The 23,781-nt window shown below is 63.8% G+C and carries 17 protein-coding genes and 1 tRNA gene; 9 read left to right on the top strand and 9 right to left on the bottom strand.

The genetic code is table 11. The annotated features are described in order from the left end of the window. Positions 1-191: 191 nt before the first annotated feature. The 3 genes from ACIPY3_RS02405 (at position 192) to ACIPY3_RS02395 (ending at position 1,594) form a co-directional block, all read left to right on the top strand. Positions 192-416, top strand: coding sequence for a hypothetical protein (locus ACIPY3_RS02405; RefSeq protein WP_400329603.1), 225 nt, complete (start codon positions 192-194; stop codon positions 414-416). A 324-nt stretch (positions 417-740) separates the two neighbouring features. Continuing rightward, positions 741-1,094, top strand: a complete 354-nt coding sequence (locus ACIPY3_RS02400; RefSeq protein ID WP_400329600.1) for a hypothetical protein — start codon at positions 741-743, stop codon at positions 1,092-1,094. Between the two features lie 143 nt (positions 1,095-1,237). After that, entirely contained in the window at positions 1,238-1,594 is a 357-nt protein-coding gene (locus ACIPY3_RS02395; protein ID WP_400329597.1) for a hypothetical protein, read from the top strand. Between the two features lie 64 nt (positions 1,595-1,658). Here the strand turns inward: ACIPY3_RS02395 and ACIPY3_RS02390 are convergent. From ACIPY3_RS02390 to ACIPY3_RS02380, 3 genes are all read right to left on the bottom strand, one after another. Continuing rightward, positions 1,659-1,735, bottom strand: a tRNA-Met gene (locus tag ACIPY3_RS02390). Between the two features lie 131 nt (positions 1,736-1,866). Next, positions 1,867-4,863, bottom strand: a complete 2,997-nt coding sequence (locus tag ACIPY3_RS02385) for a UPF0182 family protein (protein ID WP_400329594.1) — start codon at positions 4,861-4,863, stop codon at positions 1,867-1,869. Positions 4,864-4,992: 129 nt separating this feature from the next. Further along, positions 4,993-6,129: a PDZ domain-containing protein gene (locus tag ACIPY3_RS02380; protein WP_400329591.1), complete on the bottom strand. Its 1,137-nt coding sequence runs from the start codon at positions 6,127-6,129 to the stop codon at positions 4,993-4,995. 211 nt (positions 6,130-6,340) lie between these two features. Between ACIPY3_RS02380 and ACIPY3_RS02375 the strand changes: the two genes are divergently transcribed. Then, complete coding sequence (locus ACIPY3_RS02375; protein ID WP_400329588.1) at positions 6,341-7,777, top strand: zinc-dependent metalloprotease; 1,437 nt, start codon at positions 6,341-6,343, stop codon at positions 7,775-7,777. A gap of 44 nt (positions 7,778-7,821) precedes the next feature. Here ACIPY3_RS02375 and ACIPY3_RS02370 read toward each other — a convergent pair whose 3' ends face one another. Genes ACIPY3_RS02370 through nudC form a run of 3 tightly spaced genes read right to left on the bottom strand, consistent with a single transcriptional unit; the run spans position 7,822 to position 11,533 of the window. Continuing rightward, positions 7,822-8,415: a M48 family metallopeptidase gene (locus ACIPY3_RS02370; protein WP_400329586.1), complete on the bottom strand. Its 594-nt coding sequence runs from the start codon at positions 8,413-8,415 to the stop codon at positions 7,822-7,824. Further along, positions 8,415-10,535 carry an ATP-dependent DNA helicase UvrD2 gene (locus ACIPY3_RS02365; RefSeq protein WP_400330596.1) on the bottom strand — a complete coding sequence of 707 codons (2,121 nt, stop codon included), beginning with the start codon at positions 10,533-10,535 and terminating at the stop codon, positions 8,415-8,417. Before ACIPY3_RS02365 ends, ACIPY3_RS02370 begins: the two co-directional genes overlap by 1 nt. Before the next feature lie 8 nt (positions 10,536-10,543). Continuing rightward, entirely contained in the window at positions 10,544-11,533 is a 990-nt protein-coding gene (gene nudC, locus ACIPY3_RS02360; RefSeq protein WP_400329583.1) for an NAD(+) diphosphatase, read from the bottom strand. Positions 11,534-11,701: 168 nt separating this feature from the next. On the opposite strand from nudC, the gene ACIPY3_RS02355 reads away from it, so the two are divergent. Further along, positions 11,702-12,895, top strand: a complete 1,194-nt coding sequence (locus ACIPY3_RS02355) for a phosphotransferase (RefSeq protein WP_400329580.1) — start codon at positions 11,702-11,704, stop codon at positions 12,893-12,895. Positions 12,896-12,967: 72 nt separating this feature from the next. Here ACIPY3_RS02355 and ACIPY3_RS02350 read toward each other — a convergent pair whose 3' ends face one another. From ACIPY3_RS02350 to ACIPY3_RS02340, 3 genes are read right to left on the bottom strand one after another with little or no spacing between them, the layout of a single operon-like run. Then, positions 12,968-16,477 (bottom strand): ATP-dependent helicase, encoded by a 3,510-nt coding sequence (locus ACIPY3_RS02350; protein ID WP_400329577.1) that lies wholly within the window; start codon positions 16,475-16,477, stop codon positions 12,968-12,970. Next, complete coding sequence (locus ACIPY3_RS02345; RefSeq protein WP_400329574.1) at positions 16,474-19,803, bottom strand: ATP-dependent helicase; 3,330 nt, start codon at positions 19,801-19,803, stop codon at positions 16,474-16,476. Before ACIPY3_RS02345 ends, ACIPY3_RS02350 begins: the two co-directional genes overlap by 4 nt. Further along, the gene (locus ACIPY3_RS02340; protein WP_400329571.1) at positions 19,800-20,216 is read right to left on the bottom strand and encodes an MGMT family protein; all 417 of its coding nucleotides are present in this window, start codon (positions 20,214-20,216) and stop codon (positions 19,800-19,802) included. Before ACIPY3_RS02340 ends, ACIPY3_RS02345 begins: the two co-directional genes overlap by 4 nt. A 65-nt stretch (positions 20,217-20,281) precedes the next feature. Between ACIPY3_RS02340 and ACIPY3_RS02335 the strand changes: the two genes are divergently transcribed. The 4 genes from ACIPY3_RS02335 to ACIPY3_RS02320 all read left to right on the top strand — a co-directional run bounded on the left by ACIPY3_RS02335 (position 20,282) and on the right by ACIPY3_RS02320 (position 23,778). Then, positions 20,282-20,992, top strand: a complete 711-nt coding sequence (locus ACIPY3_RS02335; protein ID WP_400329568.1) for a 3'-5' exonuclease — start codon at positions 20,282-20,284, stop codon at positions 20,990-20,992. Positions 20,993-21,316: 324 nt separating this feature from the next. Next, on the top strand, positions 21,317-22,267 hold the full coding sequence (locus ACIPY3_RS02330) for a substrate-binding periplasmic protein (RefSeq protein ID WP_400330593.1): 951 nt from the start codon (positions 21,317-21,319) through the stop codon (positions 22,265-22,267). 12 nt (positions 22,268-22,279) lie between these two features. Next, positions 22,280-23,044: an amino acid ABC transporter permease gene (locus ACIPY3_RS02325; protein ID WP_400329565.1), complete on the top strand. Its 765-nt coding sequence runs from the start codon at positions 22,280-22,282 to the stop codon at positions 23,042-23,044. Further along, complete coding sequence (locus tag ACIPY3_RS02320) at positions 23,041-23,778, top strand: amino acid ABC transporter ATP-binding protein (RefSeq protein ID WP_400329562.1); 738 nt, start codon at positions 23,041-23,043, stop codon at positions 23,776-23,778. Before ACIPY3_RS02325 ends, ACIPY3_RS02320 begins: the two co-directional genes overlap by 4 nt. Positions 23,779-23,781: the final 3 nt, after the last annotated feature.

Raw genomic sequence — 23,781 nt, 5'->3', positions numbered from 1 at the left:
TCACCCAACAAGAGAGAACACGTCCACAGTAGATCAGAGGAGGCAAAGTGTCCAAAGAACGTGGTCGTGGGCCCACGCAAGCTGTACGCCAGCAGGTAATCGCGCGCGACCTCAACACCTGCCAGTATTGCGGCCGGCCCGTCCAGGTAAAGGACGGCTGGTACTCCTTGCAGCACCGAAGGGCCCGCGGCATGGGAGGGAGTAGGGCCGCGGCCACCAACCTTGCCGCTAACCTCGTCCTCGTTTGCGGCTCCGCCACCACCGAGTGCCACGGATGGATCGAGAGCCAGCCGGCGCAGGCAACCGGCCGAGGCTTCCGGATCTCCGCAGCAGCGGACCCGGAGAAGGTCCCATACATGGACTGGACCGGCCGTGAGTGGATCCTGACCAACGACGGCCGGAAGGTGCCGGCGTGAAACTTGTCAGCAGCCGGCACGACCTGCCCATCAGTTGGGACGGCGAACCGATCGAATGGGGCGAGTGGAGCGACGCCCAAGTGCGGGGCAGTTGACGAGTCCCTCATTGCGTGGGGCAAGCGCCCGCCGGAGAAGCCCACGATCATGATCACCGAGGACCGAAAGACCAAGAGCGTGACATATACGCCGCCCGCTGCCGGCATTGCGGCCACGACGTGGTAACCGACACCCGAACAGACGAACGCTGGGACCTCGAGGAGGAGGACTACGGCCCCGGCGGATCAACCCCAAGCGACACACTTTTCTAAACGAAGGAGAAGCGCCATGAGAAACATTCAAACCGTGAGCCGGGAACAGATGAAAGCCCGCCTCGAGGCGGCTGTCCCTGACCAGACCTGGTATTCGCCTGAAGAGGTCCGGGACATGCTGGAGCACGCTGGGGCTGACGCTGATTGCATCGGCCAGGACTCCACCTTCATCTCTGGAGCCCCGCAGGACATGGTCAAACTGCACAACGCACTGGACGCCGTAGAAGCACTACACAAACCCGTTGACAGCGGTCACCCAAACATTCTCGGCAAAGTGTGCGACCAGTGCTCTGACCTAGTAGACCTCTTCACGTTCTACCCCTGCGCAACTGTGGAGGCCATCCAAGCTGCACTTGGGGGCGAGGCGTGACCGCCACTGTGCACCCTGGAATCCCCGGCCGGTGGGTAGCCAACTGCCCGCCCTGCAGGGTAGCCCAGAACGGGCCGCAGCAGGAGCGCGCCCAAACATGGGCAGACGCCCACAACGCCGAACACCACCCGGAGGAGATCATCATGACGCTAGACGAAAACGGCGAAGGCACGGTCGAGCTTCCAAGCCCGAATGTGCCGGAGAGTCCCCAAGTTCTTGCCGTGGCTATAACCGACGAGCTTGGCTACGAGTGCCACCACACCGGAAGCCCGGATGAATCCGTCCCCGGTGCCTGCCCAGATTGCTGGCAACTGGGGCAAAAAGTAGCCGAACGCCTCGAAGCTGAGGGATACCGGAAGGTGGACCTTGAGGAAGCCTGGGAGGAGGGCCGGCGGGCCGGATGGAGTGAGCGCACGCGGTCGATTCTTGGAGGCTTCACTTATGAGCAGGAGGAGGCTAATCGCACTCCGAACCCTTACCAAAACGAAAGCGGGGGGTAAATGAGGGGAATTGCTCCCCTCGAAAAAGAGAAGGGCCCTAGATTCCGCGGAATCTAGGGCCCTGTGGTTGCGGGGGCAGGATTTGAACCTGCGACCTCTGGGTTATGAGCCCAGCGAGCTACCGAACTGCTCCACCCCGCGTCGCAAGAACAACATTACCGTCCGGTGAATGGGAGACCAAATCCTGGCGACGTGATGTGCATCTCCCCCACATGCAGCAGGTGCCCGCTCCTGAAAGGAACGGGCACCTGCCTCAGTGAATCGTTGCCGGGCTAGTTGCTCGGCGAGGGAGACGGCGTCGCGCTTGGAGTGGCGCTGGGGGTAGCCGTCGGCGCCGGCGTCACACCCAGCCGGGTTTCAGCGTCAAGGGCCTTCTTAAGGGCCGCGGACAGCTTGTTCTGCTGGTCTCCGTAGCCCGCAAAGTCACCCTTGGCGAGGGCAGCCTGGCCATCCACGATTGCCTTGTTGGCCTCATCGAGGGCTGCCTTGAGGTCTGCCTTGGCATCCGTGCTGCCTTCCGGTGGGGTGGTTGTCCCCGGCGGAGTGGCCGGGGTCTGGCCGTTGTTGTCCGAGTCGCCGGCTGTGGCACCGGAGTTGCCTCCAAACAACTGGTCCAGGGCCTCATCCAATGTCGGCGCAAAGCCGATCTTGTCGCCGAAAGCCACCAGGACGCGCTGCAGCGTTGGGTAGGAGGTCTCACCGGTCGACTTCAGGTAAACCGGCTGCACATACAGCAAGCCGCCGCCAACCGGCAGGGTCAGCAAGTTGCCGTTCAAGACATCCGAGGCACCCTGCCGCAGCAGGTTCAGAGCCTGCGAAACTGTGGGATCGGAGTTGAACTTGTTCTGCGCCTGGCCCGGACCCGGGACCTGCGTGTCGGTGGGCAGCTGGAGCAACCTCAACTGGCCATAACTGTCGGCCTTGACCCCCTTGACGTTACCGGCGTCGGAATCAGCGGCCAGGAATCCGTACAAGATGTTCCTTGCACTGCCGTTCACCGTCTGTGGGATGAAGGAGGACGTCAGCTGGAAAGCAGGCTTGTCCTGGTCCGGCATCTGCAGGGACATGTAGAACGGCGGCTGCTTCACTGCTTCGGACACCGTGGGATCGTTCGGAACGCTCCACGCATCGTTGTTCTGGTAGAAGCTGTCCGCATCCGTGACGTGGTAGCGTCCCAGCAGTTCACGCTGGACCTTGAAGAGGTCTTCCGGGTACCGGACGTGGCTCATAAGGTCACCGGACATCTCAGTGAACGGCTTCAACGTGGTGGGGAAGACTTTCTGCCAGGCCTTGAGGATGGGGTCCTGGTCGTCCCACGCATAAAGCGTCACCGAGCCGTCATAGGCATCCACCGTGGCCTTGACCGAGTTGCGGATGTAGTTGACCGAACTGTTGGGCAGGGCAACAGTGCGTCCGGCACTCGTCTGCGAGTCGGCAGTAGCGTTCTGGAGCTGCTGTGGCTGGGAGTACGGGAAGTACTGGCTGGTGGTGTAGCCATCAACGATCCACTTGACGCGTCCGTCAACTACGGCAGGATAGGCATTTCCATCCACGGTGAGGTACGGTGCCAGCTTCTCGACGCGGTCGCGCGGGTTGCGGTCGTAAAGGATCTGCGACTTCTCATTAACGCCGTCGGAAAGCAGCAGGTCCGAAGACTGGAACTTGATGGAGTACAGGATCCTGTTCAGCCAGTTTCCGACGTTCGGCCCGCCGTTGCCGGTGAAGGTGTACTGGGTTTCACCGCTGCCTTCCCTGCCGGCCGGACGGTCCTGCTCACGGTGCGGGGCACCTTCCGGAGCACCCACGATGGAGTATTCCGGCGAGTTTTCACCGAAGTAGATGCGCGGCTGGTAGCTGGAGTCGTTACCCAGGACACCGCTGGAAGGAATTCCCGATTGAAGGAAATCCGGCTTGCCGTCGGCGGTGAACTTGTTGCCCTTTGCGGCCACCACGCCGTAACCGTGCGTGTAGACAATGTGCCGGTTGACCCAGGTTTGCTGGTTGGCGCTCAGGCCATCCGGGTTCAGTTCGCGAACAGCGATGACAGTGTCCTGCACCTTCCCGTCGACCGTGTAGCGGTCTACGTTGAGCGTCTGCGGGAACTGGTAGTAAGGGCGGTACTGCTCAAGCTGGGAGAACGCCGACGAGATCAGGTTCGGGTCCAGGAGACGGATGTTGGCGGCCGTCTGCGCGTCCTTGGCCAAGGCACCGCTCGTTGCAGTGGTGGTGGCGTTATAGGCGGACACATCGATCTTGTCCAAGCCATAGGCAGCCCGGGTCATGTTGATGTTGCGGCCGATGAATTCCCGCTCCAGCGTGTTTTCGGACGGGCGTACCTGGAACTGCTGGATGACCCATGGATAAACGCCTCCGGCAAGGATGGCCGTGATGATCAGCATGGCCGTTCCGATAACCGGAAGGCGCCAGCGGCCGATGACCGCTGCCACGATGAACAGGATGGCTACGAGGCCGGCGGCCACTGCGAGAATCGCCTTGGTGGGAACCACGGCGTTCACATCGGTGTAGAGCGCACCAGCCCAACGTCCCGAAGCACTCTGGACCGTCGTGTAACGGTCCAGCCAGAAGTTGACGCCGAGCAGCAGCAGGAAGAACGCGCCCGTTACGGCAATGTGGATCTGCGCAGCCCGGCTGGTGAAGATTCCCCGCTCCATGAGGCGGATGCTGCCGTAGAGGTAGTGCGTCAGGATGCCCGCGATTCCGGCAACCACCGCGATACTGATGAGGAATCCGGTGATGAAGCCCAGGAAGGGCAGGGACATGAGGTAGAAACTGATGTCCATGTTGAACAGCGGGTCAGTTTGGCCAAACGGTTCCTGGTTGAAGAACAGGAGGACCTTCTGCCACTGGCTGGCTGCGGCGCTCCCGGCAAAAAGGCCGAAGAGGATGGGCAGGCCGATCATGACCACGCGGCGTACCGGCTCGAGCTGCGCCTGGTACCGGTTGAGGTTGTCGCGCGACTCCGCGTCAGGGGCATAGACCGGGCGTGAGCGGTACGCGATCCGGATGGCGAAGAAGACGGCCGCGAACATCATGGCGAAGCCAACCAGGAACGTCAGGATCCGGGCAAGGTTCTCGCGGATATAAACCTCGAAGAAGCCCAACTGCTGGTACCACAGGACATCTGTCCACACGTTGGCGAAGAATATGAAACCGACGACCGCCACGGCTACGACGATCAGCGTCGGAGTCAGGGCACCTCGTCTCAGCGGCGATCTTCCGGGCGGGCTGGAGCTGGCGGGACGGGACAAACTCTGTACCTCATTGGTGGTCGTCAATTAAAAGTCGGTGTGCGTGTGCTTTGACAGCTTCACCGCTGGGTGCAGGCAGAGCCGTCATATATGCCACGAGTGGCGGTGGAGCTAAGTTCCACCGCCAGTCTAGTTGTTTGTGCAGGTGGGAAGGCTTGACGTGTCCTTGCCGCTGCCGAGCCGTTCCACGGCAGTGGTGGCATCAGCCAGTGTTTCCACCTTGACCACTTGGAGACCATCAGGCACATGACCAACCACGTCGGCGCAATTCGCTGCAGGGGCAAGGAACATGGTGGCCCCGTGGTCCCTGGCACCGATCATTTTCTGCGCGATCCCGCCAATGGCTCCCACGGCACCGTCCGCGGTAATGGTTCCCGTTCCGGCCACGTGTTTGCCGCCGGTCATGTCCCCCGGCGTCAGGCTGTCCACAATCCCCAGGGCAAACATCATCCCGGCACTCGGTCCGCCAACGTTGTCCAGCGAAATCTTCACATCGAACGGGAAGGTGAAATCACTGGAAAGAAGGACCCCCAGCACGTATCGGTCGTTGGAGTTCTTGGTTGGCGTCACGGTTTCCGTGACAACCGAACCGTTCCGTTCAACCACAACCGTTGCCGGAGCCCCGGCTCCCGCTGACAACTCCGTCTGGATGACGCTCATGGATGTGACCGGCTTGCCGTTGATGGAGACCAACCGGTCCCCGTCCTGGACTTTGCCGGCGGATGGTGAAGCATCCGAAAGACCCGCGACGGTAAGACGCTGCTCGAACGGAATGTCCAACTCCCGCAGGGCTGCGGCAACGGCGTTTTCCTGGGACGTCTCCATGGCGATCTCGCCTTGTTGGACGGTCTGCTCCGCAGTTGTCCCCTTGGGATAGATGAGCTCCTCCGGGTAGATGGCCTTGGATTTGTCCAACCAGGCACGGAAGACGTCAAAGATGGTTGCCGGGCTCTTCGGACCTCCCGTCATCACCACGGTGGTGAGGTCCAGATTGCCCTTCGCCGGGAAGGACTCGCGTCCCGAGATGGTGATGACCTGCTTGTCGCCGTCCTGGCCCAAGGTATTGAAGGTGGGGCCGGCAGATTCCACCACGTAGGGAACAGGCAACGCAGCGGCGCCTAGACCGAGCCCCAAGGCAAGGAGGCCGGACACGATCATGATCATGTAGCGGCTGCCGCCCGGCGGTGACGCTGGCGCAGAGGAGGGATCGGCGTCGGGCGTTTGACGCGGGTCAACCGAGCCCTCGGGACTGGGCGAAGTAAGCATTGAGGCCTCTCTCAGCCGGCACTGCGTGACGGCAGTTTCGCTCCTGCCGCCGGCAGCGGCACAGGGAACATACCAAGCATCCACACTACGCGGTCCGGACCTTGCAAGGCTGCTTTGCCTACAGCGAACTACGCCGCCCGCAGGCAGACAGCCCCTCCCCTGCGCGGTACGGTGAAAGTGATCACCAGCCAGTTCGACGATCGGCGGCACCATGTCTACCAACCCCAACAACCCGTCAAACGACGATGACAACCCCAAGGACCCTCTGGCAGAAATGCTGCAGAACCTGATGGGCGGCCAGGGAATGGGCAACATCGATCCCGCCGAACTCGCCAAAGCGGCCGGACTGCCCAACGATCCGCAACTGTTGCAGCAGATGTTCGCCCAGGTGCAGGCCATGATGAGTTCCACCTCCGAAGGACCCGTCAACTGGCAACTGGCCCACGAGAACGCCCGACGCGTCGCCGCCGCGGGCAGCGACCCCTCCGTGAACTCGACGCAAAAGCGCGAGATCGACGAAGCCCTCCGTCTGGCGGAACTCTGGCTCGACCCCGTGACGGACCTCCCCTCAACCGGCCTGATCGGCCGGGCCTGGTCCCGCGCCGAATGGGTCGAGGCAACACTGGGCACCTGGAAGCGGCTGACGGAACCCGTAGCCAACAGCATCGCCAATGCCCTCTCCGGCGCCCTCAGCCAGCAACTGCCCGAAGAAATGAAGTCCATGATGGGCGGCGCATCGTCCATGCTGCAAAACATGGGCGGAGCCATCTTCGGCATGCAACTGGGCCAGGCGATCGGAGCCCTGTCTGCCGAAGTGGTCAGCTCAACGGACATCGGGGTCCCGCTCGCCGACCTGGAAATGGCCTTGCTGCCTGCCAACGTTGCGAAGTTCGGCGAAGGACTCAGCCTGCCCGAGAACGATGTCCGGCTGTTCCTGGCCGTCCGCGAGGCCGCCCACGCCCGGTTGTTCGTCCAGGTTCCCTGGCTCCGCGGACATTTGCTGGGCGCCATCGAAGCCTACGCCCGCGGTATCCACATCGATATGTCCCGGATCGAAGACCTGGCCCGGGACCTGGATCCCAGCAACCCCGAGGGTATCCAGGAAGCCCTGTCCCAGGGTGTCTTCACGCCCGAACGCACCCCGGTCCAGACGGCCGCCCTCGAAAAGCTCGAAACGGCGCTGGCACTAGTGGAAGGCTGGGTTGACGAGCTCACCGCGGAAGCCACCGAAAAGTTGTTGCCGTCCGCCACTGCACTGCGCGAGATGGTGCGGCGCCGGCGCGCTACCGGCGGACCTGCGGAACACGCGTTCTCTTCCCTGGTAGGACTGGAACTGAGGCCCCGACGGCTCCGTGACGCTGCGACGCTGTGGGCCACGCTCAAGGAAGAACGCGGGATTGCCGGACGGGACGCCATTTGGCACCACCCGGACCTCCTGCCAACGGGCGAGGACCTGGACGACCCCAAGGGTTTCTCGGAACGCCGCCGCCTGGCGGAAGCGAGCGACAGCGAAGTGGACGATGCTCTGCAAAAGCTCCTGAGCGGTGGATACGACTCTTCGGATGAAGCGGGCAGTGACTCGCCGTCCGACGAACCTTCCGGCGGCTCCGGCCCTGATGAGGGAGAACCTGAAGCGCCCTCCAAATAGCGCCTGACGGTGGCCGCCCCGGAAAACCGGGCGGCCACTGCTGCTTAATCCTCGTCTGTGTCCACCGAGGCGGGGCCTTCGCCCAAGCCGCGGGAGGTGGCAAAGCTCACGCCTTCGAGGAACGCCTTTGCCCTTTCCGTTTCCGGGTAGGCCTCCAGCAGACGCCAAAACGCAGCGTTGTGCCCGGCCACCAGAAGATGCGCCAGTTCATGCAGCAGGACATAGTCGACAACCCACTGGGGCATGGGCTGCAGCTTGTGCGAGAGCCGGATGGTGCCCTCGGACGGAGTAGCCGAGCCCCAGCGTGAGTTCTGGTTGGTCACCCAGCGGACCGACGTCGGAACAGCGCGGCCACCGAGGTAGGTGCGGGACAACAGGGCAGCGTGCTGCGCCAAAGCAGAGTCCGACGACGGACGCCTTCTCCCGTCGCCGCTCCCCCGGCGTTCGCCCTTGGCCTTGAGCTTGGCCAACATCCGGCGAACCCATTCGCGTTCCTGCGCCTTGGTGAAACTGGCGGGGATGGCCACAACGGCATTGCCGTCCTCCCAAAAAGCTGCGACCGTGCGCCGACGGCGCGCGGAACGGCGCACTATGACGGGAGCCCCGTCATCGGTGCGAAGGGGAATCTCGTCCGCCATCAGGTCTCTGCGCTTTCAGTGAGTACCTCCAACACGGCCTCCCCATAGCGCTCCAGCTTTGACGGCCCCACTCCGGCGAGTCCCGCCAATTGCTCCAGGGTTTCCGGCCGCGCCTCCGCTATGGCCGTCAAAGTGGCGTCGGTGAAAACCACGTAAGCGGGCACGTCTGCCGATTGGGCCTCCTCGCGACGCCACTGGCGGAGCGCTTCGAAGGTCTGTTCCTGATAGCTGGGGGGACATTGGTTGCAGCGCCCCACTTTGCGTTCGGCTCCGGTGGCGAGCATGCTCCCGCAGACACGGCACGACGCCGGTGCAGCGGCTTTTCGACGAGGCGCACCCGCGCGGCTCCTGGCGTTCGCCGATGCGACAGAATCAGGGCGAAGGCCGTCAAGGAACCGAGACGGCTTGCGGTTGGCCCGGCCACCCGGTGTCCGGGCCGCCGACCACGACAGATTGAGGTGTTCCCGCGCACGGGTGATTCCGACATACAGCAGCCGGCGTTCCTCATCCACGTCTTCGGGAGAATCCGCGAAGGATATGGGCATGAGTCCTTCGCTGAGCCCAACCAGGAAAACGGCATCCCATTCCAGGCCTTTCGCGGCATGCAAGGAGGCAAGAGTGACTCCCTGGACGGTGGGCGCATGCTGGGCAACGGAGCGTTCCTGCAGCTCATTGACGAACTCCGCCAAGCTGAAGGACTCCCCCCGGCTGACAGCAAGTTCGTCAGCCAAGGCCACCAAGGCAGCCAACGATTCCCAGCGCTCCCGGAGGGCCCCACCGCTATGCGGGGCTGTGTCCGTGTAACCAAGGGAGGCAATGATGTCCCTGACCAGCTGGCCCAGGGGTTCCGGGGTTCCTTCCTGGACGGCCCGGGTCGCGGCCCGCAACTGCAGGATGGCGTCGCGGACCTCCTTTCGGGCGAAGAACCTCTCGCCGCCGCGGAGCTGGTACCCGATGCCGGCCGATGCCAAGGCCTGTTCATAGGCTTCTGACTGGCCGTTGGTACGGAAGAGAATGGCAATCTCGCTTGCCTTGACACCGGCATCCAGCAACTCCTGGATCTTACCGGCAACCACTGCAGCTTCGGCTTCGTCGTCCGGGCATTCAAGGAAACGTGGCTCGGGTCCGGAAGGCCGCTGCGCGACAAGCTTGAGCGGCGGGGCCCACGCGGCATCTGCCACCGGCCCGCCGCTGCGCCTGGAACCGAGGAGGTCGTTTGCCAGTTTCACCACCTGGGGCGTTGAGCGGTAATCGCGGACGAGCTTGACCACTGTGGCTTGGGGATACTGCGCCTTGAATCCGAGGAGGTGCTTCGGGGAAGCTCCCGTGAATGAATAGATGGTCTGGCTGGCATCACCCACCACGCACAGCTCGTCACGGCCCCCCAGCCAAAGATCCAGAAGCCGCTGTTGGAGCGGTGAAACGTCCTGGTATTCATCCACGACGAAATGCCGGTATTGTTCCCGGACCGTGGCCGCCACCTTCGGATCCTCTTGCAGGATGCCCACGGTAATGAGCAGCACATCTTCAAAGTCGATGACGTTGCGGTCCGTCTTGATGTCCTCGTAAGCCTGGAACACCCGGGAAACGGCCGTCAGGTCGAAACCGCCGGGGGTGCCCCTGTCCTTTGCGTTCTCAAGGTAGTTCGCCGGGGTCAGCATGGAAACCTTGGCCCATTCAATCTCTGCGGCAAGATCCCGGATGGAAGCACGGTCCGTGCTGAGCCGGAGCCTCCGCGAGGCCTCGGCGATCATGGTGGCTTTATGGTCCAACAGGTTAGGCAAAGTTCCGCCGATTGCCTGCGGCCAGAAAAACTGCAGCTGCCGCAGCGCCGCAGCGTGGAAGGTCCGCGCCTGGACGTTGGGAACGCCGAGATCCCGTAGCCTGCTGCGCATCTCGGCCGCCGCCCGTGCCGTAAACGTAACGGCCAGCAGCCTTTGCGGGGAGTAAACCCCCGAGTGCACCCCATAGGCGATCCGGTGGGTAATGGCCCGCGTCTTGCCCGTGCCCGCACCGGCAAGGACACAGAGGGGGCCCGTCAAGGTGCCGGCGACTTCCCGCTGTTCCTCGTCCAAACCACCGAGTATTCGTTCTTCCAGCGAACCGTCGGCGTCAACCATGCCTTGGGTCACGGCTGGAGGTCTTCGATGACGCCGCCGTACCAATGCTCAATCAGGGACCGTGCGATGGACAGCCTGGTGGAAATGGTGATTTCACCGCTCAGCACGGCGGCCTGCAGTTCCTCGCGGCTGAACCACCGCGCACGGGTGACCTCGACGCCGTCGGGCTTGGCGACGGAATCGCTGGTGGTGGCCGTAAAACCCAACATGAGCGAAGCCGGGAACGGCCAGGACTGCGAGCCCAGATACTGGCACGCGGTCACGCGGACACCGACTTCCTCCCCGATTTCCCGGACCACGGCCTGCTCCAGGGATTCGCCCGGCTCGACGAATCCGGCCAGGGTGGAGTAGTTCTTCGCGTCCGTGGGACCGCCGCCGCCCAAGAGCAGACGGCCGTCCGGGCCCACCACCGTGACAATAATGGCCGGGTCCGTCCGGGGATAGTGCTCGGAGTTGTCCCTGGGGCAGCGCCTCACCCACCCGCCTGCTTCCAGGTCCGTAGGAGTACCGCACTGCGGGCAGTGTGTATGTGTTGCATGCCAGTTGCTGATGGCGCTGGCTTCGATGAACAACGCAGTATCGCTGGCGTCGAGCCTTCCGGCGACCTCGCGGAAGCCCGCCCACTGAGCGTCAGCAGGTATCAGCGACGTGCCTGGCGCCGGGGGCTGAGCGACCGTGAACAGCAGCACTGCGCTGCCTTCCGGAAGGGAGGATGGACCCAAGGTGGTGCCCAGGTAGATTGCAGTCGCCGGGTTGTCCTCTGCCAGGTTCAGGGCCTCCCACAGGCGGAGCGCATCACCGAACCAGAGCCCCTGCTCCGTCACAAGGGCCTTGCGCTGCGAAATGACCATGGCCTGGGCGGTTCCCGAGGCGATCAGGTCCTCCACCATGCCCGGCTTGAGGCGGGCACCCGAGCCACGGTCCACCACGGCAGGACGCACTGGAAGGACAGTGTCCATGAGGTGATTGGCCGGCGCAGGAGACTCCGTGTAGCTCATGTATCTACCGTACTGACTCATGCCGACAAAGAACATTTGGCGGGCCCTTGATGTGGATACGGCCGGACAGTCGCTTCGAGGTGCCCTGAAGTCCTGTTTTGCTACGGATCTGGAGACTCGCCGCACTGCATCATGGCCATCGGCTCCGCTCAATCTACCGTTGGAGACGTGAGAAGAACACCGCTTGAACTGGCCGCTGTAGCAACTGCGGCGGTGCCTGGATTGGCGCCGACGGCTACGGCTCATTCTTCCGATGACGACGCCGACTTCGATTCGGCGCTGTTGCTTGACGCGGAAGGCAAGCGGTGGCGTGTCCGATCTCCCCGCCATCCCGAGGCAAGCACCCGGCTGGAATCTGAATTCATGATCCTCCGCGCGTTCGCCCCGGCCATCAGGGCTGAATTGCCGTTCCACGTGCCCACCATCGCCGGGACCGTGCGGCAAGGGGACCTGACGACGTTCGTCTATGCCCATTTGCAGGGCGCCACGCTCTCCATTGAGGAACTGTCCGCCGGCAACGCGGACCTCGCCCGGGACATCGGATCTGCCCTGGCAGCGATCCACGACCTGCCGCTGGCGCTGGTCACCAGCGCCGATCTGCCCAGTTACTCGGCCAACGAGTTCCGCCAACGCAAGCTCAACGAGTTGGACCAGGCCGCAACCACCGGCAAGATCCCGGCGGCGCTGCTTCGGCGCTGGGAGCACGCCCTGGAGGACGTGGCGCTGTGGCGCTTCAATACCTCGGTGGTCCACGGAGATCTGCACGAAGACAACCTGATGGTTCAGCACGACGCCGTGACCGCGGTCACCGGCTGGACGGATCTCCGGATCGGAGACCCCGCCGACGACTTCGCCTGGCTGGTGGCCTCCAACGAAGCGCCGTTCATCGACGCGGTCCTGGCACGGTACACCCAGGTCCGACGCGAGACGCCGGACGGCCATCTGCTGCGGCGGGCGGCCTTGCTCGCCGAGTTCGCCCTGGCCCAATACCTGGTCAAGGCCATGGCCGCCGGGCACGAGGAGATGACCGCGGAGGCTGAGTCCATGCTCCAGTCCCTTGCCGACGACATCGAAGAACAGGCAAGGCTGGACGAAGCCGAACGCGCAGAGCGCGCGTCTGCCGAAGAGGCCATGCCCGCGGGATCACCCGACGGCGTTCTGCCGGCGGTCAGCGTCGCAGCCATTCCCGATGACGGTTCCGCCCCGGTGTCCGTGGCTCCGGTCCCGGAAGGGGAACAGCCAGCCAAGGCCGACGCAACGTCCGGCCACTCAGCAGTCGGGGACCCGGATGACGCTGCTGGTCCGGAAGACACGTCCACGGCCGCCATCAGCGTAGTGAACGTGACCCCACTGAGGGGCTGAAACCCACGTCACTTGCCAACTGGTTCAGGAGGTCCCGGCAGAACTGCCCGGCCTCCGTCTAGTGGGCCTCCGCTACTGGGTCTGCCCTGCTGGATGACCCGGGCCATGATGGTTGAGTGCGCGCGCGATGATTCCTTCAAGGTCGGCTGCCTGCCCAAGGTCATGTGGACGTACCACGGCGTCTTCCGCGACGTAGTAGAAGGCTGCACTGACATCTTCCAGCGGCACGCCCTTGAGCCGTGACCAGGCCAGCCGGTAAACGGCCAACTGCACGGCCCGGGTAGCCAATTGCTTACCGGCGGGCTGACGGCCGGTTTTCCAGTCAATCAGTTGCCACCGACCATCGGCGTCACGGAACACAGCGTCAATCCGTCCACGGACCACCACGTCACCAATTCTTGTCTCGACAGGTACTTCCACGAACGCCGGCGCCCGGTGGGCCCACTCGGACTGCTTGAAGGCTTCAACCATCTGATCAAGTCCGTAGGCTTCATCGATATGCGCGTCCGACCCGGGAGCCTCATCGAGATCAAGCATGCCGGTGGTGCCAAAATACTCCTCGACCCATGCATGGAAGGCAGTCCCCTTCCGGGCCGAGATGCCCGGTTCACGGGGAACCGGCCTGCGGAGCTGGGCAAGGACGGCAGCAGGGTCTGCTCCCAGATCGACAAAGAGCGAGGCTGAAATATGGCTCGGCAGATGAACGTCGCGATGGGTGCTGGATTGCCGTTGCCGGTCCATGAGGAGTTGCGCCTCATGGACCCAGCGGGCGGCCCTGCTGCCGGGGTCCACGGTGGGTGAGGCCGTTTCGGGTTGGTCCAGGTGGGCGCGGACAGCCGAGGCAGCGAGATCCATGCCGGCACGCCGACCGGGAACCAACCGCAGCCTCTTCCCCGTACGCGGGTCCGACGGCCCCTCAAGGGGATCGTAGGGATAGAGCGCCACCTCAACCGTTGCAGTCAGCGGGCTCGAATCCGGCAGGGACTCCTCCGCAACGGACTCAGGGTGAATGCTGGCCGGGCCGTTGTCCCCGGCCAGCGGCCCGAGCTCGGAAAGGAACGCGGACATCTCCGCAATTCCTGCCCTGGAGCCGTTCCACGCGGCGCTCGAGACCCGCAGGACGAACTTTGCACGGGTGTATGCCACATACGCCAGCCTGCGTTCCTCGGCCTCACCATGGTGCTGGACCTCCGATTTGAACACCTTTTCAGCGTCCAGCCAGCCCTTTTGGTCGGGCTGGTCCAGGTCCCACTGCGGAAGGTCGGCGTGGTCGCCCCTGAGCGGCCAGGGCAACGCGGCCGCCCCGCTGCTCCACCGCGAGTCCCTGTTGCTGGGGAAAGCCCCGGCGTTGAGGCCGGGAACAAACACCACGTCCCATTCCAGCCCTTTCGAAGCGTGGACCGTCAACAATTGGACAGCCTCCCGGTTGGCCTCCACGGGAGCGACATCCAGGCCCCCTTCCTCCGAGGCAGCGGCCTCCAGCCAGGACAGGAACGCCAGGAGGTCGATGCGCTGTGAGGTCTGCAGGAAACCGGCGGCCGCATCCTGGAAGGCGTCCAGGTTGCGGCATGCCTGATGGATGCTGGTTCCGGGTTTGGCGGCGACCTCGATATCAAGGAGCATTGCACGTTCCACTTCGCCCAGGAGCGTGGTGAGGTCGTCACCGATGTAGCTGCGCAACGAGCGCAATTCCGCGGACAATTTTTGCAAGCGGTGCAAGGCCACGTCAGTCAGCGAGCGGCCGTGCCCCGACGTCCACCCCGGCCGCGGCAGGAAGTCCAAGGCTTCCACCAAACTGGCGGCGTCGGTAATGTCGCTCTCCACTACGACAGCAGTCGGGTCTTCGTCATCGTCCGGATAGGCCGTGTGGATGTCCGGGTTGGAGCGCCTGCGGGCAAGGTATTTGGACCAATCCCCCAGTGCCATGAGGTCAGCCGGGCCAATCCGCCAGCGGGCGCCGGCCAGCAGGCGCATCAAGGAGTCGGAGCGACCCGGATCCGCCAGGACTCTGAGTGTGGCCACCAGGTCCACGATTTCAGGGGTATCAAGGAGACCGCCCAGGCCCACAATCTGGTAGTCAATCCCCTGGAGTTCGAACTCACGGCGAAGGGGCTCCATTTGGGCACGCCGCCGGCACAGGACAGCCATGGTGGGCTTGACAGGGGTACCGTCCTTTTCCTCTTCGAACACGGTCCGCTGATAGCGTCGGATATCCCTCGCGATCGTTGCGGCCTCGTCCTCGTCGGTCCCAAAGCGGCCAACCACCACGCTGCCTTCGGCAGCGAGAGGGCTGGGGACCAGCGAAGGAACCCGAACGACGGCGGAGGTCTCCCGATCGCCCGCCGGACCTCCCGTAACCGCAGCCTTGTTCAACGGCGCGGCGATGGTGTTTGCTGCCTCCAGGATGGTGCGGCCATTGCGCCATGCCGTAGTCAGGAAGGACGTGGGAGCGACGGTAAATGACGCGGCACCGGACACGGGATCCGTGGTCCGCACCGGGAATTCCTGCACGAAGTGGAACAGCTGCCCGGCCGAGGCACCCCGGAAGCCATAAATTGACTGGTTGGGGTCTCCCACCGCGGTCACCGCGTGGCCCTTGCCGAAAAGGCGGGAAAACAAGACAAGCTGTGCGTGCGAGGTGTCCTGGAACTCGTCCAGCAACACCACCTTGTAGCGGGCCCGCTCCGTTGCGGCTGCCAGTGGAATGTCAGTAGCGATCCGCGCCGCCAGCGCAACGAGGTCGCCAAAGTCCAGGACGCCGCGTTGCCGTTTGGCCTGCTGGTAACGGACCACCATGTCGGCCACGCTCGCGCGGGTACGGAGCATCGACGAAAGGTCCCTGGCCCCCTGCGTTGAATTCTTAGCCGCGCCGGCAACATACGGAAGGTGCTCAAAACCGGACACGCGGTCCAAAATCCACTCGCGGACCACGCCGGGTTCCTGCAAGTGTTCGGCGCATTCCCCGGCCAACTGGATAACGGCGTTGACCAGCGTGGACTTGGCTGCCGTAAAGTACTCGAAGTCGCCGTCGTAGGCTTCTACCACCTCGCTGGCCAACTGCCACGACTGTGCTCCGCCGAGCAGCACGACGTCCCGTTCGATCCCAAGTCGCAGGCCATGATCGGACACGATGCCACTGGCGTACGAGTGGTAAGTGGAGACCTTCGGCTCAAGATCGTCGGCCTCGGCGAGGCCGGGTGGAAAGCCGAGCCGGCCGTCGTCTGCCGCCGCAAAGCGCTGGAGTGTGGCGAGCTTGGCACGGATCCGGCTGGCCAACTCCCCGGCAGCCTTCCGGGTGAAGGTAACCCCAAGAACTTCCTCCGGGCGAACCCAGCCGTTGGCCACGAGCCACACTACGCGGTCGGCCATGGTGGCGGTTTTGCCGGACCCGGCGCCGGCAATCACCAATCGGGGGGCCAGCGGGGACTCGATGATGCCTGCTTGCTCCGCCGTAGGCCGGTTCTTTTCACCGAGGATTCCGGCGAGTTCGTCCGGCGAAAAAAGAACCGGAAGTTGTTCGCCGGGGTTATCGATACCGCCGGCCTTGGAAGGACCTGCTCCGTCCAGGAGGTCGAGCGTCATTCCGTTACCTGCTTTCCTCGGGCGCACAGTGGGCACACATCGGGCAATCGGCAGCCGTGTCCGCCATGTCCACTCTTGCCGGGATCGTGCCTGGCCTCGAACGTAGCCCCCGCCATCAGGTGCGCGGCCCCGGTGACCATGGGCTCAGCCCAATTGTCCTCACTGTCCAACGCCTCCTGTTGCTGGACCACCGGCGTCTTTGTTTTGGTGCCGAGTTGTGCGAGTACTGCTCCGCCGGGTGCGTTCGACCTGTCAGCGGCCATTCCCTCCCGGTCTTGGAAGGCCCCCATCAGCACCGCAGCCTGATAGGCCCCGAGTTGCGGGTGACGGGCCACCTCTGCCTTGCCAGGCTGACGTTTGCCGGTCTTCAAATCGACGATGACCAGGCGGCCCTCGGCGTCAATCTCCAAGCGGTCCACCTGCCCCCGCAGGACGGCATGACGAACAGCCGGCTCCGCGGAATCTGTCTCCTCGACTGGCAGGGTGAGATCCGGAAGCCGAACTTCGAAGTCGTGCTCAACACCTGCCAAGGACCGGCCTTCGCTCCTCATGACCAGCACGTACTGCGCCAACTTCCGGACCATGAGTTCGGCTCTCTGGAAGTCGAGCTTTCCCTCCCAGTTGTCCTTCATGCCCAAGGTTGGCCACCGGCGGACAAGCTCAGCGACATATTCGGCACCCGATGCCTCCGGGAACTCCTGCGCGATGCCGTGGACCAGTGTTCCGAGGCTGCGTGCGAAGTCGGTGGCAGCTTCCCCGCCGGCAGCCTGGACAAACCAGTCGAGGGGCGACTTGTGGACAGCTTCGACCTTTGACGGCGAGACACTGACGGTCCCGCCGACCGGAACGATGGCCTCCTCCGAACTCAAGGGGGCGAGCCCCCACCAGGAATCCGGATGTGCCCCCGGAGCAGGCGGTTCGGCCGCCGCGAGTTGCGCCAGGACGCTCGCAGCGTCCCGTGCCAGGTGAGGTTCGCCCACCCCGGGTTCCACGGCCTGGGCATGCTGCCGGAGTTCGGCTACGAGTGCCCGAAGCGTCATGGGCCGGTCCACTGGCGTGTACTCCCGCTGGAAGTCGCCGGAGGGCAAAGGCGCGGCGTAGTCCAGGAAGGCGGATGGTTGCTCGTCTTCTGACGAGACAGCAGTGCAGATGAGTACTTCCCGGGCACGCGATACCGCCGTGGAGAAGGATCGGAGTTCGTCGTACCGGATGTCACGGAGCCTGCTCAAGGGCCCCCGCCCCAGGGCGTATTCCACGCCGTGCTCCACGGCATCCGCATAGAGTGTGCTTCCGAGCAGCTCGCCACGGAGGCGGGTGTTGGGCCAGACGCCTTCCTGGAGCCCGGCCACGATGACCACGGGCCATTCGCGGCCGGCAGCACTGGCCGGCGTCAATATCTCAACACATTCTTCAAGCTGGGCACGGGCGGCGAGCGTATCCATAGGCAGTTCCTGGTTCAGCAAGTACTCCAGGAACTGTTCCGGGCCGGACCCAGGCAGCTGGTCAACGAACCGCTCCGCTGTATGGAACAAGGCCATCATGGCGTCGAGGTCCCGGTCTGCCCGGGCTCCGGCGTTGCCGCCCTCAAGCGCTGCTTCCGACCACCGCGAGGCGAGGCCTGTGGCGTGCCACAACGCCCACAGGACGGATTCGGCATTCGCGCCGGGTTCTTTGACTGCAGCGGTTCCTGCTGCCAACATCCGGGCCAGGCGACGGGCCGCGCTGGCCTCGACGCCCAAGGTTGCGAGCGAGCCCGGCTGCAGCAAGGCTTCCACCAAAAGGGCATCGCTGGAACGCCCCCCGCCACCCTGCAGCTCTTCGCGTCGCAGGGATTGGCGAAGCCGCCGCAGCTCGATGGCGGAGGCACCGCCAAGACGGGAGGTCAGGAGGGATACAGCAGACTCAGGGGTAAGCGAGGCCGGATCGAGGACCACCGCGAAGGCCTGCAGGAGTGGGCGCACCGCAACCTCGTCCCGCACGGCGGAATCAGCTACCGGCACCCGCACGGGAATCCCTTGGCCGCTCAGGTACCGCTGCAGTTGCGAAATCTGTCCGCCATTGCGGACGATCACCGCGATGTGGCTGAACTCCCTGCCGTCCCGCAACTGGGCTTCCAGGATGCGCTGGGCGACATACCGGAGTTCGTGGACGGCCGACGGGAGTATGTGGCCTTCCACTGTGCCGGTTCCTCCAGCGCCCGGACGGTCTCCTGCCATGGACGCGGTGGGTCCGGCGGTTGGGGGCTGGTCCAGGCGGCGCGCCAGCCGGCCGCCGGAGCGCTGCGAAATCCGCGAAGCGACACGATTCCAAGCCTCCGCCACATGGACGGAATGCCGGTGGGTGATCCCGAGCGGGCGAACCCGGACACTTTCGAGGGGACCGCCCACGAGTGACGGAAGATCAGCCACGAGGTCCGGACGCGCCCCACGGAAACCCTGCACGACGGTATCCGGCGAGTACGTCACTACGATGTCCTTGTTTTCACCGATATCGGCGAGGAGTTCGAATACAGCCGGGTTGGACTCCTGGGCGTCGTCCACCAGGATCAGGTGGAGGCGGTCACGCTCGGCGGCGAGGAAGGCCGGCGAATCCTGGAAGATCTGGCGCGCGGTAGTGATGATTCCCGCGGGGTCGAAGGCCTCGGGCATGCGCAAATCCAGCACGTCCCTGTACTCGCGGTAGAGTTCCGCGGCGGCAATCCAGTCCGTCCGTCCGCAGTCGTAGGCAAGTGCCGCCAGGTCCTCCGCTGTTCTGCCGGACTCGATGATGCGATCGAACAACTGCCGGATCTCGTGCCGGAATCCCCGGGTGGGAAGGGCAGCCGACAAATCGTCCGGCCAGGGCAGCTCGAAGCCGGGCCGGAGGTGCCCTTCCAGCAACTCCTTGATAATGAGGTCCTGCTCCGGACCGGACAGCAGCTTTGGTTGCCGCGGCAGGGGCAGGATGCCCTCCGCCTTGGCGCGCCGGATGACATCGAACGCGTACGACGCCCAGGTGCGTGCCGGCGTCGTACTCAAACTGCGGGCGAGCCGTCCCGTGAAGGTGTCCCGCAGCGCCGCGGCAGCATGCCTTCCGGGAGCAAGGATGAGGATGTTTTCCGGATCCAGGCCATCCTCAATGACACGCCGCACCGCCGCCTCGACGAGCACGGTGGACTTGCCCGTCCCGGGCCCACCGGGCACCAGGACCGGGCCGCTTCCCCTGGCCAAGGACACGACAGCTTGCTGGTCCGCGGACAATGTCGGTGCCTCAAAGTGGACTTCGCGCGGCGGAAGCAGGCGCAGTGCGGACGGGTTCCCCCGGTTCTTGGAAGCTGTTGCGGTCACACAGTCATTTCATCATCGGGCACCGACAAAATATGGAGCTGACGCTCCAACTGGTCCGAGATCACATCCAGATGGTCGAAATCGGACTCCGTGGGCGACCACCTTGCAGAGGCGAGGTCTACCCGCCAGCGCCCCTCACCGGTCCGCAGGAATTCCCCGTGCGCACCGTGCAGCGGAGTGGACTCCTCAAGGTAGTGCCGCAACGCTTCCGACTCATGCCCGGGCGGAGCATCGCCGCTGGCCCGCAGGACCCGCCACCAGCAAACGGAGCTGCCGTAATGGCTCATCACGGCTCCAACCTGCCGCGGACCACCCGATCCGAGGAGCTCTGCGACGTCGCCGTAGGAAACCGCGGCACCCGGCGGAATGAGGTCCACCACGGCGAGAACCGCCGTCACGTACTCCATCCGCATGTGATCAGCCTAGCTGCAGGAGTGTCGTCCCCAATAGTGTCGGAGCCAGCCGGTAGCTTGAAACCATGAGTTCCTGGAATACCCTCCCCCGTGCAGCATTCGATCTCGAGACCACAGGGAAGAATTCCCGTTCCGCCCGCATTGTCACTGCATCCATCACCGTTGTTGACGAACATGGCGGGCTGGTCAAGGAACACGAATGGTTGGCCGATCCCGGCGTGGAAATCCCGGTGGAGGCCAGCGAAGTGCACGGGATCACCACTGCCAAAGCGCGCGCGGAGGGGCGCCCCGCAGCAGACGTCACCCGGGAAGTCGCCACCGTCCTCCAGGAACTTTTCGACGCCGGCACCCCGGTCATCGCCTTCAACGCCAGCTACGACTTCACGGTCCTCGCGGCGGAGTCGGCACGCCACGGCGTGCCCCAATTGAGCCGCTTCCCGGTGCTGGATCCGTACGTCATGAACAAGCAAGTGGACCGCTTCAGGAAAGGCAAGCGGACGCTGACTGCTCTGTGCAAGGAATATGGCATCGACCTGGACAATGCCCATACCTCTGCCGCGGATGCCCTGGCCACCCTCCGGGTCCTGGATGCCATGGCCGGGAAGTTCCCCAAGTTGCACATGCCTGCGTCGAAGCTGCACCATTTGCAAGTGGACTGGGCTGCGTCGCAAGCAGCGGACTTCCAGCAGTACCTTCGGCGGAGCAAGCCCACTGCGGTCATCGAAGGCGAGTGGCCGGTCCTGCCGCCGGAGGACGCCAGCCGCGGCGGGTTCTAAACCGGAGCCCAGCGGGCAGGTTAAGACTTGCGACGCAAGTCACATGATTTTCGGGAACTCCGGAACACGCAGCGAACCGGCGCCGATTTCCCAGACTGGCCAACAGCGTGAACACACCAGGGCCAACACTGCAATCATCGATGCTTATATTCGGCACAAGTGAATTGGAGCAATCACTTGTTCGATTCACGGCCTCCTAGCGGCGTGGTGACATAATTAAGTTTGGCGGGTTGAAGTCTGCTAGGGCAGCCAACATCCAGACGCTGCCACGTTCCCCGCCCACCGCGTAACGTCTCCGTGACCATCGATGAAAGTGATTTCTTCATGAAATTCAAAGCCCCCAAGTGGCTGGCTGCCGCCCCCGTCGCAGCAGCCCTGGTGATCTCCCTCGCAGCCTGTGGCGGAGGTTCTTCCCAGCCCAGCAGCTCAGCTACGGACGCCCTTGCGGGCAGCGACCAGCAGACGCTGGACAAGTACACCACTGCGGACGTTACCCCGATCGATAAGATCGACAAGTCCAAGCTCGGCCTCATCACCGACGGAACGCTCCGCGTGGGCACTCTCTCCGACGCTCCGCCGAACATCTTCATCGACCCGTCCGGTAAGTTCACCGGCTACGACAACGAGCTCCTGCGCGCCATCGGTGACAAGCTGGGCCTCAAGGTCGAGTTCGCGTCCACCGACTTCTCCGCGCTCCTCTCCCAGGTGGCAAACAAGCAGTTCGACGTCGGATCCTCCTCGATCTCCACCACCGACGCACGCCGTAAGACGGTTGGTTTCACCAACGGCTACGACTTCGGCTACATGGCAGTTGTCACCAAGAACGACGCGAAGGTCACCGGCTTCGCCGACCTCAAGGAAGGCCTTCGCATTGGTGTCGTCCAGGGCACGGTGCAGGATGACTACGTCACCAACACCCTGAAGATCGAGCCGGTCCGCTTCCCGGACTACAACACCGTTTACGGCAACGTGAAGAACGGCCAGATCGACGCCTGGGTTGCTCCCTCGCAGCAGGCCGACGGCCAGGTCAAGGAAGGCGACAACACCAAGATCGCCGAAAAGGTTGTCAATACCCAGAACTTCACCGCCTACGCAGTGAACAAGGACAACAAGGCCCTCATGGACGCGCTTAACGCCGGTCTGGACGCCGTGATCGCCGACGGCACCTGGACCAAGCTGACTGCTGAGTGGTACAAGGACCGTCCGACGGCTGCCGAGCAAACCCCGCAGGGCTGGAAGCCGGGCAGCAAGGCCGTCCAGCTCCCCGCCAAGTAAACCGGACGTTCCATGGATATCCTCAAGCAATTAGCTGACACCTTTTTCAACTGGCAGTTGATGGGCGAAGTCATCCCCAAGATGTTCGCCGTTGGCCTGCCCAACACGATCGTTTTGGCCGTCGTCTCCGGAATCATCGGGACAGCGATCGGGATGCTGCTTGCCCTCATGGGGATTTCCCGGAACGCTGCAGCCCGGTGGGTTGCCCGCATCTACACGGACATTCTCCGCGGGCTCCCGCCGGTACTGACCATCCTGGTGATCGGTTTTGGTTTCGGACCCATCATCCGGCAGCTGACGGGCTCCACCAGTCCCTACCCCATGGCCATCGCCGCGTTGTCGCTGATGTCCGGCGCCTACATTGGCGAAATCTTCCGCTCCGGCATCCAGAGCGTGGACAAGGGACAGTTGGAAGCCTCCCGTGCCCTGGGATTCGGCTACGGCGCATCCATGCGCCTGGTGGTGGTCCCACAAGGGATCCGCAGGGTACTCCCGGCCCTGGTCAACCAATTCATCTCCCTGATCAAGGAATCGTCCCTGGTGTTCATGCTTGGCCTGCTGGCCAGCGAGCGGGAAATCTTCCAGATCGGCAAGGACCTGGCAGCCAACAGCGGCAACCTGTCCCCCTACGTGGCAGCAGCCATCTTCTACCTGGCCATGACCATTCCGCTCACGCACCTGGTGAACTGGATTGACGCCCGCCTGCGCTCAGGCCGGCCTGAGAAGAAAGAACCGGACGACGCAGCCGCCGTCGTCGGGAAGGGAGCCCACGCATGAGCGAGTTCACCTCGGGGTCACTGACCGCGAAGAACATCCACCTTTCCTTCGGCAGCAACCACGTCCTGCGGGGAATCGACCTCCACGTCGAAAAGGGCACCACGGCCTCGGTCATTGGACCATCCGGCTCCGGTAAGTCCACGCTGCTGCGGGTGATGAACCGACTGATCGAACCCGATCAGGGAGACATCCTGCTTGACGGGAAGTCCGTGCTGAAGGACAACCCTGACGAGCTGCGCCGCCGCATCGGCATGGTGTTCCAGCAGTTCAACCTTTTCCCGCACAAGACCGTCGCGGAGAACATCACGTTGGCTCTGCGCAAGCTCCGCGGCATGTCCAAGGACCAAGCCCGCGTGGAGGCCCTGAGCCAACTGGACCTTGTGGGTTTGAAGCATAAAGCCGACTCCCGTCCTGCCAACCTTTCAGGTGGGCAACAACAGCGCGTGGCCATAGCCCGTGCACTGGCCATGAAGCCCGAGGTCATGTTCTTCGACGAGGCCACGTCCGCCTTGGACCCGGAGCTCGTGAAGGGCGTCCTGGCACTCATGACGGACCTGGCCCAGGGCGGCATGACCATGGTGGTGGTGACCCACGAAATGGGGTTCTCCCGGAACGTCTCGGATGTGGTGACCTTCATGGATGCCGGAGTTGTCGTTGAGTCTGGCCCACCGGAACAACTCTTCACTGATCCGCGGACGGAGCGCCTGCAGGGCTTCCTCTCGGACGTGCTCTAAACG

The organism is Paenarthrobacter sp. NPDC089714 (assembly GCF_044748905.1).
GTDB lineage: Bacteria > Actinomycetota > Actinomycetes > Actinomycetales > Micrococcaceae > Arthrobacter.
The sequence above is the reverse complement of the archived record's forward strand: the minus strand, read 5'-3'. Positions and strand labels throughout refer to the sequence as shown.